At 61.3% G+C, this 16,686-nt stretch carries 18 protein-coding genes; 10 read left to right on the forward strand and 8 right to left on the reverse strand.

All coding sequences use genetic code 11. The features are described 5' to 3' along the window. Positions 1-61: 61 nt before the first annotated feature. A complete protein-coding gene (locus msub_RS06215; RefSeq protein WP_048495213.1) occupies positions 62-937 on the forward strand; it encodes an AraC family transcriptional regulator in 876 nt (291 codons plus the stop codon). Positions 938-982: 45 nt separating this feature from the next. On the opposite strand, the gene msub_RS06220 is transcribed toward msub_RS06215, so the two are convergent. Then, positions 983-1,438 (reverse strand): hypothetical protein, encoded by a 456-nt coding sequence (locus tag msub_RS06220; RefSeq protein WP_048495214.1) that lies wholly within the window; start codon positions 1,436-1,438, stop codon positions 983-985. A 294-nt stretch (positions 1,439-1,732) separates the two neighbouring features. Between msub_RS06220 and msub_RS06225 the strand changes: the two genes are divergently transcribed. From msub_RS06225 to msub_RS06235, 3 genes are all read left to right on the forward strand, one after another. Beyond that, positions 1,733-2,503: an oxygen-binding di-iron domain-containing protein gene (locus tag msub_RS06225; protein WP_048495215.1), complete on the forward strand. Its 771-nt coding sequence runs from the start codon at positions 1,733-1,735 to the stop codon at positions 2,501-2,503. An 87-nt stretch (positions 2,504-2,590) separates the two neighbouring features. Further along, on the forward strand, positions 2,591-3,316 hold the full coding sequence (locus msub_RS06230) for a YebC/PmpR family DNA-binding transcriptional regulator (RefSeq protein WP_048495216.1): 726 nt from the start codon (positions 2,591-2,593) through the stop codon (positions 3,314-3,316). Between the two features lie 34 nt (positions 3,317-3,350). Continuing rightward, positions 3,351-4,097 carry a glutamine amidotransferase gene (locus tag msub_RS06235; protein ID WP_048496997.1) on the forward strand — a complete coding sequence of 249 codons (747 nt, stop codon included), beginning with the start codon at positions 3,351-3,353 and terminating at the stop codon, positions 4,095-4,097. Between the two features lie 21 nt (positions 4,098-4,118). On the opposite strand, the gene msub_RS06240 is transcribed toward msub_RS06235, so the two are convergent. From msub_RS06240 to msub_RS06250, 3 genes are read right to left on the reverse strand one after another with little or no spacing between them, the layout of a single operon-like run. Continuing rightward, the gene (locus msub_RS06240; RefSeq protein ID WP_048495217.1) at positions 4,119-4,469 is read right to left on the reverse strand and encodes an FHA domain-containing protein; all 351 of its coding nucleotides are present in this window, start codon (positions 4,467-4,469) and stop codon (positions 4,119-4,121) included. Between the two features lie 10 nt (positions 4,470-4,479). Continuing rightward, a complete protein-coding gene (locus msub_RS06245) occupies positions 4,480-5,235 on the reverse strand; it encodes a PP2C family protein-serine/threonine phosphatase (protein WP_048495218.1) in 756 nt (251 codons plus the stop codon). After that, complete coding sequence (locus msub_RS06250) at positions 5,235-6,884, reverse strand: serine/threonine-protein kinase (RefSeq protein WP_048495219.1); 1,650 nt, start codon at positions 6,882-6,884, stop codon at positions 5,235-5,237. Before msub_RS06250 ends, msub_RS06245 begins: the two co-directional genes overlap by 1 nt. Positions 6,885-7,173: 289 nt before the next feature. Between msub_RS06250 and msub_RS06255 the strand changes: the two genes are divergently transcribed. Continuing rightward, on the forward strand, positions 7,174-7,533 hold the full coding sequence (locus msub_RS06255; protein ID WP_227506777.1) for a PA2779 family protein: 360 nt from the start codon (positions 7,174-7,176) through the stop codon (positions 7,531-7,533). 9 nt (positions 7,534-7,542) lie between these two features. Next, the gene (locus msub_RS06260; protein WP_048495221.1) at positions 7,543-8,541 is read left to right on the forward strand and encodes a PA2778 family cysteine peptidase; all 999 of its coding nucleotides are present in this window, start codon (positions 7,543-7,545) and stop codon (positions 8,539-8,541) included. A gap of 45 nt (positions 8,542-8,586) precedes the next feature. Here msub_RS06260 and msub_RS06265 read toward each other — a convergent pair whose 3' ends face one another. Further along, positions 8,587-9,195 carry a class I SAM-dependent methyltransferase gene (locus tag msub_RS06265; protein ID WP_048496998.1) on the reverse strand — a complete coding sequence of 203 codons (609 nt, stop codon included), beginning with the start codon at positions 9,193-9,195 and terminating at the stop codon, positions 8,587-8,589. A gap of 233 nt (positions 9,196-9,428) precedes the next feature. Here msub_RS06265 and msub_RS06270 point away from each other — a divergent pair, with 233 nt between their 5' ends. From msub_RS06270 to rluF, 4 genes are all read left to right on the forward strand, one after another. Further along, positions 9,429-10,451: an AraC family transcriptional regulator gene (locus msub_RS06270; RefSeq protein ID WP_048495222.1), complete on the forward strand. Its 1,023-nt coding sequence runs from the start codon at positions 9,429-9,431 to the stop codon at positions 10,449-10,451. A 239-nt stretch (positions 10,452-10,690) separates the two neighbouring features. After that, positions 10,691-12,502: a choice-of-anchor D domain-containing protein gene (locus msub_RS06275; protein ID WP_048495223.1), complete on the forward strand. Its 1,812-nt coding sequence runs from the start codon at positions 10,691-10,693 to the stop codon at positions 12,500-12,502. 89 nt (positions 12,503-12,591) lie between these two features. Next, a complete protein-coding gene (locus msub_RS06280) occupies positions 12,592-13,407 on the forward strand; it encodes a DUF6160 family protein (protein WP_048495224.1) in 816 nt (271 codons plus the stop codon). Between the two features lie 190 nt (positions 13,408-13,597). Then, positions 13,598-14,515 carry a 23S rRNA pseudouridine(2604) synthase RluF gene (rluF, locus tag msub_RS06285; RefSeq protein ID WP_048495225.1) on the forward strand — a complete coding sequence of 306 codons (918 nt, stop codon included), beginning with the start codon at positions 13,598-13,600 and terminating at the stop codon, positions 14,513-14,515. 48 nt (positions 14,516-14,563) lie between these two features. Here the strand turns inward: rluF and msub_RS06290 are convergent, their stop codons facing one another. The 3 genes from msub_RS06290 to msub_RS06300 are packed head-to-tail and all read right to left on the reverse strand — an operon-like array spanning position 14,564 to position 16,673. Then, positions 14,564-14,908, reverse strand: coding sequence for a YdbL family protein (locus tag msub_RS06290; protein WP_048495226.1), 345 nt, complete (start codon positions 14,906-14,908; stop codon positions 14,564-14,566). A 29-nt stretch (positions 14,909-14,937) separates the two neighbouring features. Then, positions 14,938-15,105, reverse strand: coding sequence for a YnbE family lipoprotein (locus msub_RS06295; RefSeq protein ID WP_227506778.1), 168 nt, complete (start codon positions 15,103-15,105; stop codon positions 14,938-14,940). Between the two features lie 44 nt (positions 15,106-15,149). Next, entirely contained in the window at positions 15,150-16,673 is a 1,524-nt protein-coding gene (locus msub_RS06300; RefSeq protein WP_227506656.1) for a YdbH domain-containing protein, read from the reverse strand. Between the last annotated feature and the right edge of the window lie 13 nt (positions 16,674-16,686).

Here is a 16,686-nt window from a genome sequence, read left to right on the forward strand (position 1 = left end):
TGACTAAATTTCGCTCGTGATGGACTATCTTTCGATAACAGCCAACAACACAAGACAACTGATGACCCAGACCTCGCAATGGCCGGTGCCCAAAGACAGCATCCGTTATGTGGTACCCGAGCCAATTATCCGGCTTCTGGCCAGCCACCCGCTCACGCGGGACCTGTATCCCCTCGCTTTCGGCCATTACCGCCGCGCCGTGGGGCACCACATGCACCGGGAACGCCACCACGACAATCTTTTGATTTACTGCACCGAGGGCAAGGCGTTCCTGAATGTTCAGGGCGAGCCCTACACCGTGGAAGCCGGCGACCTGCTGCTTCTGCCGGCCGGCGCCAGCCACCGCTACACCGCAGACCCGGACAACCCCTGGACCATTCACTGGGTGCACTACACCGGGCCGCTGGCGGAGGATTTTCGGAATTACATGGGGTTTGACGGCGCCACTCGCATCCGCCATCTGGGGCGGCAGCCACGGCTGCTGGTGGATTTCAACGGCCTGCTGTCGGTACGGCAGACCGGTTTCCGCGCCCGGGGGCTGATCCACGCTGCCAACCGGCTCCGCCAGTTGATGGCGGCGGTTCCGATCAACGCCGATGAAACCGGCCAGGAGCGGCAGGCGGAACTGGAGACGATCCACAATTATATGCGTGAGCACCTGGACGAGCGCATCAGCCTGGAACAGCTGGCCGATCTCGCGGGCCTCTCGCCGGCGCATTTTGCCACCCGTTACCGGGAGCAGACCGGCACCTCCCCGATCCAGCATTTTCTGCACCTGAAAGTGGAGCGGGCCTGTCAGATGCTGGATACCAGCAGCCTGAGCTTTGCCGATATCAGCCGGCGCCTGGGGTATGACGACGCCTACTATTTTTCCCGGCTTTTCAAGAAGGTAATGGGCCAGTCACCCCGGGATTACCGGCATACCGCCCGGCACTGACCCGGCGCACCGGGCCAGATTGAAACCGGCGGCCAATCCCTGGGATTACTGGTCCTTCTCCATGTCGCCGTCCTGTTGCGAACCGGGCACAGGCGCTCCCTCGTTCATCATGTTGCCCTTGTCGTCGCCCATGGCACCCGCCGCGTCTTTCTCTTTGCCAGCGGCGGTCGCTGGCAGATTTTCGATATCCTCCACCGTCATGCCCTTGGCCCGGGCACGTTCGATCATTTCCTGACGGTGCTCCTCTCGAAGGGCCTGCCGGTCCTCGGCCGAATCAAGTGACTGCATCTTGGTGTGAAACTCGCGACGCTCCTCTGGCGTCATCATGGGGTAGCCGAACACAGGCTTCCCGTCCTGGTCCTTGATCTGGGTATTCATTTCGCTTTGCATGCCTTTGCCCATGCCGTCCTGCATTTTCTGATCGTCCGCGGCAAACGCGGCGGTAAGTGGCACGGCACATGCGAGTGCGACAGATATGGTCAACATCTTGAAGTGTTTCATTGCAGTAGCCTCCTGTTAGCCAATGGATCCCTGGCCCAAGGAACAGCTTGAAGTTACCCGGCTATCGTCCCTTAAATCACTCTGCCGGAACCTACAGACTACACCCGGTACCGCCGGTTCGGTCAGCTTTTTTGATTAATTTTTAGCCAGACGCAACAAACAAAACGTTACTTTAGGAATATCAGATAATTGACCTGTGGCAATGGTTCACATTTGTCAATTTTGTAATCTCCGCGCAGCTTGCAATATCCGGCCACTCCGGCCGGATTCCTTTGTTTTCAGCGGGAGACCGAAATGGCAGCCGAACCGATTGTCCTGTTCGATTCCCTGGTAACCGGCGAGGGCGTGCAGTCCAACCAGTTCCTGATTGTTGATGGCAAACACGAAGCGTTGATTGACCCGGGCGGAGACCTGACCTACACGCCGCTCTCGGTTGCCGCCTCACGCTACATGAACATCCGTGAGCTGGACTATGTGTTCGCCTCCCACCAGGACCCGGACATCATCGGCGCCATTGATCGCTGGATCGTGCACACCCGCGCCAGGATCGTTACCTCGAAACTCTGGGCCCGGTTCCTTCCGCATCTGGTGTCCAGCTACGTTACCAGCCAGCTCAGCGGCAGTGTGTACGATCGTATTGTCAGCGTCCCCGACGCCGGCGCCAACGTCAGGTTCGGCGATTCATTCCTGCAGTGCCTGCCGGCGCACTTCATGCATTCCGTCGGCAACCTGCAGTTCTACGACCCGGTATCAAAAATCCTGTTTTCAGGAGATCTGGGCGCCTCCCTTGGCGGCGAGGATGACCACCTGCCGGTAAAAGATTTCGACAAGCACATCCCGAACATGGTCGGCTTCCATCGCCGTTACATCGCCTCCCGGAAGGTCTGCCAGCTCTGGGCCAGCATGATTCGCGACATGGACGTGGCGATGATTGTGCCCCAGCATGGCAAGCGCTTCGAGGGGCCGGTGATGGTTGAGCGCTTCCTGGACTGGGTGAGCAACATGGAGTGCGGGATCGACCTCATGACCCAGGACAACTACCGGCGCCCGGTCGATTATGTCTGACAGTTACCCGCTGCCAAATAGGCCTGTCCCAAACCGGCAATGTTGAGTAAAATCCGGCCTTTTACAAAGAACCAAGGGGCAGTGCAGATGGGCAGAGCCTACCAGAACCGTAAAGAGTCCATGGCCAAGACGGCTGCGGCGAAAACCAAGGTCTACAGCAAGTACGGGCGCGAGATCTACATGAGCGCCAAGTCCGGCGGAGTGGACCCGCAGGCCAACCTGTCGCTGCGCGGGCTGATCGACCGCGCAAAGAAAGACCAGGTGCCTTCCCACGTTATCGAGAAAGCCATCGACAAGGCCCGGGGCGGCGCCGGCGAGGACTACTCACCGGCCCGTTACGAAGGCTATGGCCCGGGTAACTGCATGGTGATAGTCGACTGCCTGACCGACAACCCGAACCGCACCTTTGGCGACGTGCGCCTGGCCTTTACCAAGACCAAGTGCAAGATCGGCACCCCGGGCACTGTTGCCCACATGTTCGACCACAGCGCCATTTTCGCCTTCAAGAGCGACGATGAGGAAGCGGTGCTGGAAGCGCTGATGGAAGCGGATGTCGATGTCACCGACATTGAGAACGAAGACGGCCTGATTACTGTTTTCACACCGAACACGGAATACGCCAAGGCCCGCCAGGCCCTGGTGGACGCCATTGAAGGCATCGATTTCGAGGTGGACGAAATCCAGTTCCTGCCCAAAACCACCACCCCGGTGGAAGGCGACGACATTCCCATGTTCGAGAAATTCCTCGACATGCTGAACGAACTGGACGACGTGCAGAACGTGTTCCACAACGCCGAACTCCCCGACCAGTAAGCCCGAGGCCGAAGCCATGCAGGAAGACCGCACCATGCAGCAATCCTCTGCCCCGGACTGCAGGGCCCGGGTCGTGGTGCTGAAAACCGGCAGCACCTACCCCGGCCTGCTGGCGCGATTCGGTGATTTCGAGGACTGGTTCCTGCGCGGCCTGTCACCGGAACTGGACATCACGGTCATCAATGTCGAGGCCGGCGAACGGCCGGGTAACCCGGAAGACTGGAACGGCATTGTGGTAACCGGCTCCCCGGCCATGGTGAGCGACCGGGACGAGTGGAGTGAAAATACCGGGGCCTGGCTGGCCCGGGCCGCTGCCGCCGGGGTTCCCGTGCTGGGCGTGTGCTACGGGCACCAGCTGCTGGCCCATGCCCTGGGCGGCGAAGTGGGCTACCACCCGGACGGCCGGGAAACCGGCACCCATGAGGTTGAACTGCTGCCCGAAGCGGGCACTGACCCCCTGTTCCGAGACCTGCCGGCCAGATTTCCGGCCCAGTTGACGCACCGGCAGTCGGTGCTTCGCCTGCCCCCGGATGCCGTCTTGCTGGGGCGCAACCGGTTCGAGCCGCATCAGGCATTCCGAATCGGTTCCTGTACCTGGGGCGTTCAGTTCCACCCCGAGTTCACCGATACCGTCATGAGGGCCTACCTGGAAGTGCAGGCGCCAGACCTGGCCCGTGAAGGGCTGGATGCGCAAGCGCTGATCGCCGGCGTGCAGGCCTCGCCAGACGCCTCCTCACTACTGCCGCGGTTTTCCAGGCTGGTGATTGAGCGGGTCCGGTAACCGCCGGGCCACGATTCTGCGTCAGTCGAGGATATAGGCGGTCTTTTCCAGTGCCTGCTCTTCTTCATCAATAAAGCGGAACTCATTCCAGCCAATGCGCACCATGTCGTTGCTGTTCAGCCGCTGCCGGGCCTCTACCCGTAATTCGTTGACAAAGGTGCCATTGGTGCTGTTGCTGTCCGTGATGTAGTAGTCCACGGTGCCTTCCAAGTAGGCATTGGGCACCGCCTCGATCAGGGCGTGCTGGCCACTGACCGAGATTTCATCAATCCGGATGTCGTTATCCGGGCGGCGGCCCAGGCGGGTGTCGGGCTGCCCCAGCTCAAAGGTGTTGACCACCACGTTATCCACCAGTTGCGAAAGCGAAGCCATGTCAGTTTCCTCAATACTCCAGCGTCAGTAATACCACAGACAGATTATCGCCAGCCCCGTTTGCCAGGCCGGCGTCAATCAGCGCCTGAACCGTTCGTTCCATGCCATCCTGCTCCGTGCTTATCTCAAGCCACTGCGCTTCCGGGACCGAGTTGGTCAGTCCGTCGGAGCACAGCAACAACACATCCCCCTCTTCAAGAGGCTCAACCCGGTAACTGGGCTCTGCCAGGTCAATCGCCCCCACGGCCCGGGTGAGCACATTGCGGAAGGGCACATTGGGAACGTCCGCCAGGGTAATGCTGCCATCCTCCAGCATGTTCTGGACCACGGTATCGTCCCGGGTCAGGCAGGTCGCCTGGCCGCCCCGCAGGCAGTAACACCGGGAGTCGCCCATGTGGGCAATGTGCGCCCTGTCGCCGATGACCCAGGCCAGCACCAGGGTTGTGCCCATCTTGTCGAGCCTTGCGTCCTCTGCTCGCCGGCCCAGTATGCGTTTGTTGGCCAGGACAAAAGCCCGCTCCAGGCTTTCCCGGACAGCGCTTTCCGTCAGCCCGGCGGAATCGCCGGCCAGCTCCGGCTCCAGTAATTCAACGACCGCTTCAACCGCGAGGCGGCTGGCAATCTCACCACCCTGATAGCCCCCCATGCCATCGGCAACCACCAGCAGCGCCTGGTTACCGGCCTCATTAACCCGCCAGCCCACCACATCCTGGTTGGTTTCCCGGACCGTGCCCCGGTGAGTCTGGCCTGCGATGCGATAGTTCATCAGGATACCTCCTGGCCCGCTTCGCGAACCGCCAGCCGACGCACCGCCTCGGCCATGGTCGCCGCACTGGCAAAGCGCTTATCCGGCTCGCGCTGGATCGCCTTGTTGATCAGCCGGACCACGCCATTGGGCAGGTCGGCATTGAACTCCCGGACGCTGCGCGGGCGTTTGTTGAGGATCTGGTAGGTCAGGTTGGCAAGGGTATCGCCCTGATACGGCGTTTCGCCGCTCACCAGCTTGTACAGGGTGACGCCCAGGCTGTAGATATCGGAGGCGCCGGTAACCTTCTGCCCCTTGAGCTGCTCCGGCGACATATAGAGCGGGCTGCCCATCACCGCGCCGGTGCGGGTGCGGGAGTCATCGGAGATTTTGGCAATGCCGAAATCGGTAATCTTTATGTCGCCGGTATCCGGGTTGAAGATAATGTTGCCCGGCTTGATATCGCGATGAACGATTTTCTGGCTGTGGGCATACGCCAGTGCATCGGCAACTCGGGCAATAATATCCAGCACCCGTGGTAGCGGCAGCAGCCGCCCCGGTTTGCCGAATTCGCTGAGCGGCCGGCCCCGGGCGTAATCCATGGCGATGTAGGCGAGATCCGCCTCCTCGCCAACGTCATACACCGTCACGATGGCTGGATGGTTCAGGCGCCCGGCCGCTTCCGCCTCCCGGAAGAACCGCTCCTTGAGATCCTGCAACTGGCCGTCGTCGAACGCCTGGTAGCTCAGGGTCTTGATGGCCACGGTGCGGGCTATTTTCGGGTCCTTGCCCAGGTACACCACGCCCATGGCGCCCCGGCCGATTTCCCGCTCGATTTCATAACGCCCCAGGGTCGGCCGGCTTACCGAGGGTTCCGGCATCAGCAGGGTACGGGTGGTGTCGAAACTGCCGGCCTGCATCAGGGCGCTATCCGGCGTCAGTTTCTCCAGGGCCGCCAGGCGGGCGGCACTATCCCGGAAATTCTTCCGGCGCTGCAGGATGCTTTGGTAGGTGCCCACCGCCTTGTCATACTGGCGTTTGCGCTCCTGCTGTATGGCGATGTCGTAGCGCAGTTCAAGCTCGCCCTCACAGCGCGGGCAACCACCCAGGGCCTCCAGGGCATCGTCGGTGTGCCCCTGCTGCAGGAACACCCTGGCCAGTCGGAGGCGGGCTTCCCGCACATTGTCTGTCAGGGAGCGGATGCGGGTATGGGGCTGCAGCCAGAACAGCATCAGCACAAAACCGGCCACCAGCAGGGTCAGCACTTCTCCCAGGGACACCCAGGCGTTGTGGTAGAACATCAGCGCTGCCTGCAGCACCACCAGGGAGCCGCCCAGCAGCAGTGTAACCGGCAGGGAAGCCGCCGCGCCCATCAGCGGGACGGCCAGCGTCAGGTAGAGCGCCGTGATGGCCAGGCCGGCCGTTACCGCAATGTCCGCCCACAGGGGCTCCGCCAGGCCCCGGCCCGCCAGGGCACCGCGAAGCGCCTCCGGTGACAGGATGCTGGCGGGGCTGGCACCCTCGGGCACGCCAAGAATGCTGAACAGCACCCTGTCGGCCCAGCCAACAAGCACAAGCTGGTCTCCGGCCAGCGCAAACACCACGGCAGCGAGGAGAATGACCGCCCGCAGGCTGAACAGGCGCGGTATGGAAGAGATAATGGCGTTCACAGGCAACTTTGTTGTAAATGGTTGATCTGCATAGTTTAGAAAGCGTCGCCGCCGCGCGATACTGGCTCGGGCGTGTTTTTTGTAAGGGTTTGTTTACCTGCGAGCAGGATCACGGAGCCCGGAACTGTACAAAGTCTTAACATTGTCCAGGTTGAGGGAACGCAGTGCGGTGTTCTATCGTCCGGGTACTACACTTTGACTGAAACCATCAGTCATATCAGAACCCGAAAACAACAGGAGTGAACCCATGTCCGGAATTCGCAAGCACCTGAGGTACGTTTCTTTCTTCATGGCCCTGATGATGACCCTGGGCTCCGTCTGGTCGACCACGGCAAGCGCCGGGATGGTTGGAACCGGCGAGGTACTTGGCCAGCAACAGGTCCAGCTGGACCGGCAACAACTGATCAACATGCTCGACCGGCAGGACGTCCAGGACAAGCTGACAGACCTTGGCGTAAGCCAGGACCAGGTCAAGGAACGTATCCAGAACCTCACCCCTGCGGAACTGGCGGATTTTGAGCAGCAACTGGCCGAGGCCCCGGCCGGCGAGGGTGTTGTCGGCATTATTGTGCTGTTCCTGCTGGTATTCATCATCACCGACATGCTGTGTGCCACCAACATCTTCCCATTCGTGAACTGCATTCGATAGCGTCGGGCCGTGACGGTTAATTTTTCCGTTAAACCGGCAAGCGCCGGCAGGCTGATCCTGTTCTTTCTGGTCAGCCTGCTGGCCGGTTGTGCCAGCTCGCCGAACTGGCCCGGCCAGGCCGCCGCGCCAGGCTCCCCCGCCCTGCCCGAACGGGTGGTTCTCGAGGATGTGCCTTTCTTCCCCCAGGAACGCTACCAGTGCGGCCCCGCCTCACTGGCCATGATGCTGAACAGCCAGGGCCTTGAGACCAGTCCCGAGATTCTCAAGGAGCTGGTTTACATTCCCGGCCGGGAGGGGGCCCTGCAGGTGGAAATGGTTGCCGCAGCGCGCGCCCACGGCATGCTGGTTTACCCGCTGGACGGCAGCCTGGAAAGCCTTCTGAGGGAAGTTGCAGCCGGCCACCCGGTGCTGGTGATGCAGAACCTGCGGTTTGGCTGGTGGCCCCAGTGGCACTTCGCCGTTGTGATCGGCTACGACCAGCAGCAACGGGACCTGATCCTCCATACCGATACCCGGGAGCGCCAGCCGGTCGACATCGAGGTGTTCCACAATACCTGGGGGCGGGCGGACAACTGGGCGATGACCATTCTCCCGCCAGACCAGGTACCGGCCACCGCCGAGCCCCTGCGGTTTTTGCAATCGGCTCATGATCTGGAGACAACCGGGCGAACCAACGCAGCGGCGGTAGCCTACAGCACCGCAGAAAGCACCTGGCCCGGGCAGCCAGCCGCTCCCATGGCCAGAGGCAATCTGGCGTGGCAACTGGGCCGGCAACACGCCGCGACACAGCACTTTCTGCGCACGGTAAGGCACTTCCCGGACTTTGCGGAAGGCTGGAACAACCTGGCCTTCGCGTTGGACGCCACCGGTTGCCCGATAACCGCCCATGCCGCCGCCAGCTGCGCTGCCATGCTGGCACCGGCGCGCTTTGGTAATTCGGAACTGCTCAACCCGCAACCCGGAGCAGCACCAGACGGGTGCCCTGCACTGCCGGCGTGCCCGCCGTAAAGGCTGCGGAGGCTCAGTGAATCAAGGGCATAGCGAGACAGAACATCAGCCTCGCTTGCGAAACAGCGCCACGTCCTTTCTCGGAATCTCCAGTTGCCAGCCCATCTGCTCGGCCAGCCGCCGGAAGGTGGCTTCCCGGTAGAACACCACGTGGGTCGGATCGCGCCGGTAATGCCAGTGCTCGAAACGGGCATCGTCGGTCTGGAAACAGGTCATCACCCCCAGCCAGCCGCCCGGCCTGAGCAGCCGGTCCAGTTGCCGGAACACCCCGGCGGGCTGGTACAGATGCTCCACCACTTCGGTACAGGTAATAAAATCGTACCGCCCCGAGAGTACCGGCTCCGACGGGTAAAAGAAGGGATCATAGAGGGACATTTCCATGCCCGCCTCTTCCATCATCTGCGCCAGGGCCGGCCCGGGGCCGCACCCGAAATCGAGCCCGCGGGCACCGGCCGGCAGCCGCGACAACAGCGGCCCGGTTAGCCGGGCAAGGAAGGACCGGTAGCCCGGGTCGTCGGGCTGGTTATCGTGCAACTCGTACACGGCGCGTTCGGCATCGGGCGGCAGCCGGCATTCCGGGTGCAGGAGCGTCGCCTCGCAGACCGGGCACCGCAGGTAGCGGCGCTCCCCCAGCGAGCAGAAGGGACCCGGCATGCCCTGTTCACACACCGGGCATTGACCACCGGTTTGCCCTTTGTCCTGACGAATCTGCACCCCTGGCCGCCTCCCGTCTGATTGAAGTTTCATTGTCATATCCGGCCATCGCGCCGGAATCGTGATCCGCCACGAAATTTCCCGCCGCCAGCCCTGCCTATACTGGGCGCTCTCATAATAACGGACCGCCCGAGACGACACGACCGGGGCGGCACCGGCGCAGGGATGAACGCATGGAAACTTCGGATCAACTGGCACTTGAGGTGCCCATTATTTCCGCTCGTTATGCACGGCGCCTTATTCACTTCATGGAACGGCGCGGGGTGAAACGGCAGGCCATTCTCGCGCATGCCGAACTGCCGGACGCCATACTCGAGAACCCCGATGCCAGCATTTCCATGGCACAGGTTACCAGCCTCCTCGATAGAACCGAATGGCTGATGACCGACGAGCGGGCGCCCTTCCAGTTCGGCCAGGAGCTGGACCTGCTCAGCCACGGCCTGCTGGGATTTGCCGTGCTGGGCCAGGAGAACCCGCGCCAGTTGATCAGCATGATTGTCCAGTATCTCCGGGTCGGCTTGCCACTGATGGACATGGAACTGAGCTCCAGCGGCACCACCTTCCAGATCCGCCTTGTGGATACCTGGGCCCTGGGCCCGCTGCGCCCCTGCCTGACCAAGATCTACATGGGCAGCATCCAGCGGATCGCGGCCCAGGTCTGCAGCCATTTCGAGATCCAGTTCGATTTTGGCACAGCACTTGAACCTCACGCCTGGATGGCCCTGGCATCAAATTGCGAGTTCCGCTTCAATGCGCCGGTCAGCCAGATAACCATGCCGCTGGCGGGACGCCCCGTTCAGGGGGATAACGCGGGGCTGCAGTTCCTGCTCGCCCGCAATCGCAACCCCGCCGAAGAGCGCCCCAGGCAGGCCGATGAGACCGTGATGCAGGTGCGTGAGCTGATCATGAGCCAGCCCGGCCGGCCCTGCACAACCGAAAACGTCTCCCGCCGGCTGGGCATGAGCACCCGGACCCTGCGCCAGCACCTGGCCAGCGCAGGCACGTCGTTCCGGGAACTGCGAAACAGCATCCGCGAAGACTTCGCAACCCTGTACCTGAGAGACACCAATGTGTCGCTGGAGTCTATTGCTGAAAAGCTCGGGTTCAGTAATCAGGCCGGATTCACCAAGGCCTACCGGGCCTGGACCGGCACCACCCCCGGTGATGTTCGTCGGCAATCCCGCAAGGGCGAGTAAGCATTACCAAATTTGAAGCCAGTCACGGTTTCAACATTCTCTACCCTCCCTCTCCGCTTTGGACAAAAAGCCTGCCGGGGCAGGCAATGACCTGTGACTATCCGCAAAGGCCTAATGGTCATGCACACATGCGTTTGCGCGCGTGGCAAAGGGATAGTTGCAAGTCCGATTGAGCAGTCCTTGTCGGTGTTGTCTGCACCCCTTCCTACAACAACGAAAGCCTTACAGAGGACGAACTCATGAAACTCAGGAAACCCAACACGGGCGTGCGCGCTCTCGGGGCGGCCATCGCCGCCGCGGCGCTGATGTCCGGCGCGGGCCAGGCGGTGGCCGAACCCGTCTCCATCGAACTGGCATTTACCTGCCCCTTCCCGCTGATCGGCGATCAGCCCATCCGGGCGCAAATCAGTGCGGACATTCCCAGCCAGGCCACCGTTGGTGAGCCGACGCCGGAATTCACCATCGATGCCCTGACCGTGGTGAACGAGGATTCCCGCACCGGGCTCAAACTGGTGGGCTCGGAAACCATCGAGGGCACGGCCACCAACCAGACCACGGTTGTTACCCCGAGCCGGAACATTGACCTGACGGTACCGCTGACCATTCCACCCTCGCCCATTCCGGATGAAACGGGCGAGTTCACGGTGCCGGCTTCCGGCACCTCACCGGCCATAACCTTTAACGGGGACGACATCGGTGAAGCGAAGATTACCGTCGGTAACCTGACCCTCGACATGATCGCCCGGACCGCGAATGGCGACATCGCACCCGCACCGATCGGTGAATTCACCTCCGCCTGTACCCAGAACGCCGGACAGAGCAACGTGCTGCAGACCATCCAGGTGGTGGGCGAGGTGGTGGAAACACCGCGTATTGCTGTCAATCGTGAGACCGTGGACTTCGGCAACGTCCAGGCCGGCCTGACTGCGGAAGAAACCGTGACCCTGTCCAATACCGGCAATGCCGCTCTGGGCATCAACAGCATCAGCCTCACCGGCCCCAATGCCAGTGCCTTCATGCAGACCAGCAGTTGCACGACCATTGAGCCCACCGCAAGCTGCGATGTAACGGTTACCTACATCCCCAGTGGTGAAGGCGACCAGAGCGCGACCCTGACCATTGATTCCACCGATGCCGACACCCCGACAGTCGATGTCCCGCTGACCGGCCGCAGTGTACTGGCTCCCGTGCCGGAGATCGCCGTGACCCCGGAAGCCGTTGATCTTGGTCGGGTTCAGGTAGGCCAGAGCACATCTGCCCAGGTAACTGTGTCCAATGGCGGCAATGAAACCCTGCTGATCAACAGTGTGACGCTGCAGGGCGCGGATGCCTCGCAATTCCTGCAGACCAACAACTGCACCACCGTGGCACCGGACCAGAGCTGCACCGTGGAACTGAGCTTCACCGCCGCTTCGGCAGGTGCCCGCAGTGCCCAACTGATCATTGGTTCCAGTGATCCGGAAAGCCCCGAACTCACCGTTCCGGTCAGCGTTGAAGGCTTTGACGCACCGACCGATACCCTGGAGCTGCTGCTCGGCCTGAAAGGCTCGACCTACATCAATGCCTCCGACAGCACCCTGCCCCTGAACGGCACCATTGCCACCTTACTGGAACTGGCCAGCGGTACCTTCGAGGCGGACCTGGCCATTGAGCCAACCACCGGCTACTTCTCCATCAAGCTGCTGTTCAGCCAGCTGAAAGCCGCCGCCAACGTGGAGTTTGAGCAATCCGCGGTGACCACCGGCACGCTGGTGAACGGCACGCTGACCGCCAATTCCCACCTGTACGTGAAAGTGCCCAAGGTAGCCGTGAAGCTCTTCGGCCTGCCCATTCCCGTGGGTGGTGGCGACCAGTGCCAGACCATCGAACCGGTGGACATCACGCTCACCTCCGAGGAGGGCAGCAACTTCTCGCCGGCCACCGGTGGTGCCGTCAGCGGTACCTATCAACTGCCACCACTGCAGAACTGCGGCCTGCTGACCGACGTTCTCAACCAGTTCCTGACTGGCCCGGGCAACACCATCGACCTGATGTTGACGCCCGAGCAGTAAGGAAAGCGGGTGCCCGACACCCGCGGTCAGCCGGCACCCTGCCGGCTGACCTTTCACCGATAACCAACACAGAATAACAAGGAAACATTATGAAAAGCCTGAAGAAAACTGCGCTGGTGCTGGCCATTGCCGGCCTTCCACTGGCCACACATGCAGAATTACGACCCCTGGCAGACACCAGCATGGGCAACATCACCGGCCAGGCCGGCGTGACCATTGAGCTGGAAACCCAGGTCAACATTGGCGAATTCCTCTACACCGATGAAGGCTCGCTGTCGGTGAAGGACATCTTTATCGGCGGTGCCAATCGCACCGACATGTTCCAGGAAATCACCACCGCACGGGACCTGCTGTTCGGGGAGACCAGTAATCTGATCGACAACATCAAGGTCGAAATCGACATTGCGGACGATGGCGATGCCCTGATCAACGTGTTCCCGTTGGTGGCCGCACCCATTGATTTCGCGGTACGAACCGGCGAGTGGACCCTGCAAGGCAGCACCGACAGCACGCTGATTGCCAACAACCTGTCGATGGAAGGCATCGTCACGGAGCTCAAGTTCCGGGTTGATACCGCCACCGATGTGCTGAACCTGCAATCGCTGTTCGCCATCGATGATCTGGATGTCGATGTTCCCTTCCTGGCACTGGGTATCCGCGATCTGCGCCTGACCGGCGCCGACTACGACGATAACCCGTCCATCCTGACCGTTGGGGCGAAGGTGGATATGGACATCTACAACGGCACCCGCGCCAACGGCGATTCTGCCCTGGCTGTAGACCTGAACACCTTCGAAGCCGATATGTCCATCGGCCAGGTTCTGGTTGGCGGAACGTCTATCGGCTCCGTCGCCCTGGATAACCTGGCCATCCAGAATACCGCCATGCGGATCTACGGCCACTAACCCCGCCCGCCGGTTCCGACGGGGCAATGCAACGCCCTGCCGGAGCCGGCCAACTCCCTATCACTACCGGCCAACTCCCTATCACTACCGGCCAATATCTGCCAGTACCTGCCAAATCCGGCGGCAGGGCTGCGGGTGGTTCCTGTGCCTGCTATCATGCTCCGCTTAAAATGCGCGACCCGGATAGCCGATGACCAGCACCTCCACCACCCGACTAAACAAATACATCAGCGAGAGCGGCATGTGTTCCCGCAGGGAGGCCGACCGCTATATCGAGCAGGGTAATGTCTACATCAACGGCAAGCGGGCCACCGTGGGGGACCAGGTGCTGCCCGGGGATACCGTCAAGGTCAACGGCCAGGTGATCGAACCCCGCGCCGAGGAAGACCTGGTGTTCATTGCCCTGAACAAGCCCGTGGGCATCGTCAGCACCACCGACAGCGCCGAGAAGCACAACATCCAGCGTTTTGTCGGCCATAGCGAACGCATCTTCCCGATCGGCCGGCTGGACAAGGACTCCCAGGGCCTGATCTTCATGACCAGCAACGGCGACCTGGTCAACAAGATCCTGCGGGCCGGCAACAACCATGAAAAGGAATACCTGGTCACGGTCGACAAACCGGTGACCCGGGAGTTCGTAGAGGGCATGGCCAACGGCGTGCCCATCCTTGGTACCGTCACGAAAAAGTGCAAGGTGGCCCGGGAATCCCGGTTTGTCTTCCGGATTACCCTGGTGCAGGGCCTCAACCGCCAGATTCGCCGGATGTGCGAGTACTTCGGTTATGAGGTGACCAGACTGGAGCGTATCCGGATCATGAATGTCAGTCTGAAGGGGCTGGCGGTGGGCCAGTGGCGGGACCTGACGGAACAGGAGCTGGCCGGCCTGTTTGACGCCATCCGGGATTCCTCGTCAGAGGCGCCGCCCAACGCCGGCAAACCTGCGAGAAAGAAACCTTCGGCAAAGCCCAGCCTTCGCCCCAAAGGCAAACCGGGGGCACCCGGTTCGTCAGGGCCGGGACCGAAAGGCAGACCAGCACCAGGCAGAAAGCCCGCCCCGGGCAAACGCCCCAAGGCCGGGAAACCCCGGCAGAAGAGCGTCAAGCGCTAAGGACCCTGTCGCTTGATGACTGGATCTGCTGCGCCCCGGAGGGCGAGGCTATTTCTTGACCCACTCGCCGTTCACCTGAATGAACTGGCCGTCCGGGGTTCTCTCCATCGCCTTCTTGCCGGCAACGGTTTCAACCTCCAGAACCGGGATATTATGTTTCTCGGCAATGCGTTTGTACTCATCCCGGCGGGCGCTGTTGATCGCCTTCACCACTTCCTTCGCGGCGCCCTGGTCCCGGACTACTTCCAGATAACCGGTCGGCGTTTCGCCCACCAGGCCCTGCTGTTTGACGTCATCGAGTTTCTGCTTGGCCTCATCCAGCCCCATGGCGAACACGGATGCACTGACACCGAACGCGAGAACCAAGGCAAACATCTGCAGTAACTGTTTCATCATTACCCCCTCAATCTATGCGGATCAGGTCAGAACAACCCTTTTTCGCTGAACATGTCTTCCACTTCCTTATCCACTTTCACGTAGATTTCGTGCTTGATCTTCACGTTCAGGTTGATCGTAATCGGTTCTTTGGGTGCCGCCATCTGCACCGTTGGCGTACAGGCAGCCAGGGCCAGTGGCAACATCACTGTCATCAGCACTCTGGCCAAAGGCGACCTTGCGGGCTGCAACGATTTTTTCATGGTACTGCCTCCTTGCCGGGCTTTTGCTCTTGGCCGGAGCCCTGCAAAAGCTTCCGGACCCGTTCTGTAACCGCTTCGTTTACGCTGCCACTCAATTGCAGGCTGGTCAGCAGCGCAGGAATGTCTTCCTCCAGATTCACGTTAAGCACAACCGGCTGGCCGCCCCGGACTTCAGGGTTATTCCCTTCAAGGCGAAGATCCAGTGTCAGCTTACCCGTGTCATCGTAGTCTATCGTGCTGGACAACACCGAATAGTGAAAGTTCTGCAAGGCTTTCACCACCACGTCCATGGCCTGGTTGCCACCAAGCATGCCCTGGAGCTTATCTGCCGGCAACTGCAAACGGCCACCTGGCGACTCCGCGGATACGCGCCCCTGCTCCACCTGAACACCGTCACTGCTGAAGCTGATAGGGATGAGACCGCTGAGCAGGCCACTGCCGCCAAGCCCCTCGGCCGGATAGACTTCCATAAGGCGGGCCAGGGAAATATCCTGCAATTCAACCGGTATCCGGCCGGCGCCACCTGCCAGATCGTAGGTGCCGGGCGGTATCCTAAGTGATCCCCCAAGGAATTGGGCGTTCGCCTGCTGGACCGCCAGCTTGCCTGCCAGTTTTTTACTGATGGGCGCTGTGTAGCTCCCGGTAAAATGAACCGCGCTCACCGGGATGCCGGGGTTCACCTGCTCAGCAGTCAGACCCGTGGACCGGGCCGTCATGCGGTCACCCTCCAGGGTGGCAAGCACCTCGCCCGTCAGGCCGGTGAACGCGGTTCGGTTGAACACCCCGTTGACCTCATCCAGCGTGGCAGCCCCATCCACCGCAAGGCCCCCTTTCGGGCCCAGGTGTAGCTCGGCCGATACCCGGGCGCTGCCGCTATCCACCGACAGCAGTTCCGGCCATCCGGTGAATGTTGCGGCCAGGGCGCGCACATCATCCGGCCCTTCAATGACGGATCCGACCGATATCGATACTGCACCATCGGGGCTGAGTTGAACGTCGAGGTCGGCTTCAACCCCTGCATTCGAGACCAGAGTGCCCTGAATCCGAAGGTTCGCCAGATGGCCAGCAACATTCCCCCGGAAACTCCAGGCCTGCGGGACAAGCCGCGGGTGGGTGATACGGTTTGCCTCGACCTTCACCTTGCCTTTGACGGCAATCCGCTCGGCCCAGGTACCCGACGCTCCGTAATCGATCGTAAGCGTCACATCGCTGAGATTGGTTCGCAGATCCTGCAGCAGCAGAGGCTGCTCGGAACCGGTGTAGGCCAGGCGTTCGGTAACAACCACTGAAGCGGGGTTGAAATCAAAGACCGCAGAGTCGCCACTGGCAGTGATTGACGGCTGCACATCGGCCTTGCTGCCAGTCACTTCCCAACCTGCGGTGTGGATATCCGGCAGCGCCATGCCGATGTCTCCCTGCTCCACCACCAGCGACCAGCCAGCGGCCATGAGCGGGCAGAGCAATAAACCGGTCATCAAGGCTCGGCGCATCATGCGGCTCAGCGTTGCATTTCGGTTCACGGGCAAAACGACG

Source organism: Marinobacter subterrani (genome assembly GCF_001045555.1).
In the GTDB taxonomy this organism is placed as follows: domain Bacteria; phylum Pseudomonadota; class Gammaproteobacteria; order Pseudomonadales; family Oleiphilaceae; genus Marinobacter; species Marinobacter subterrani.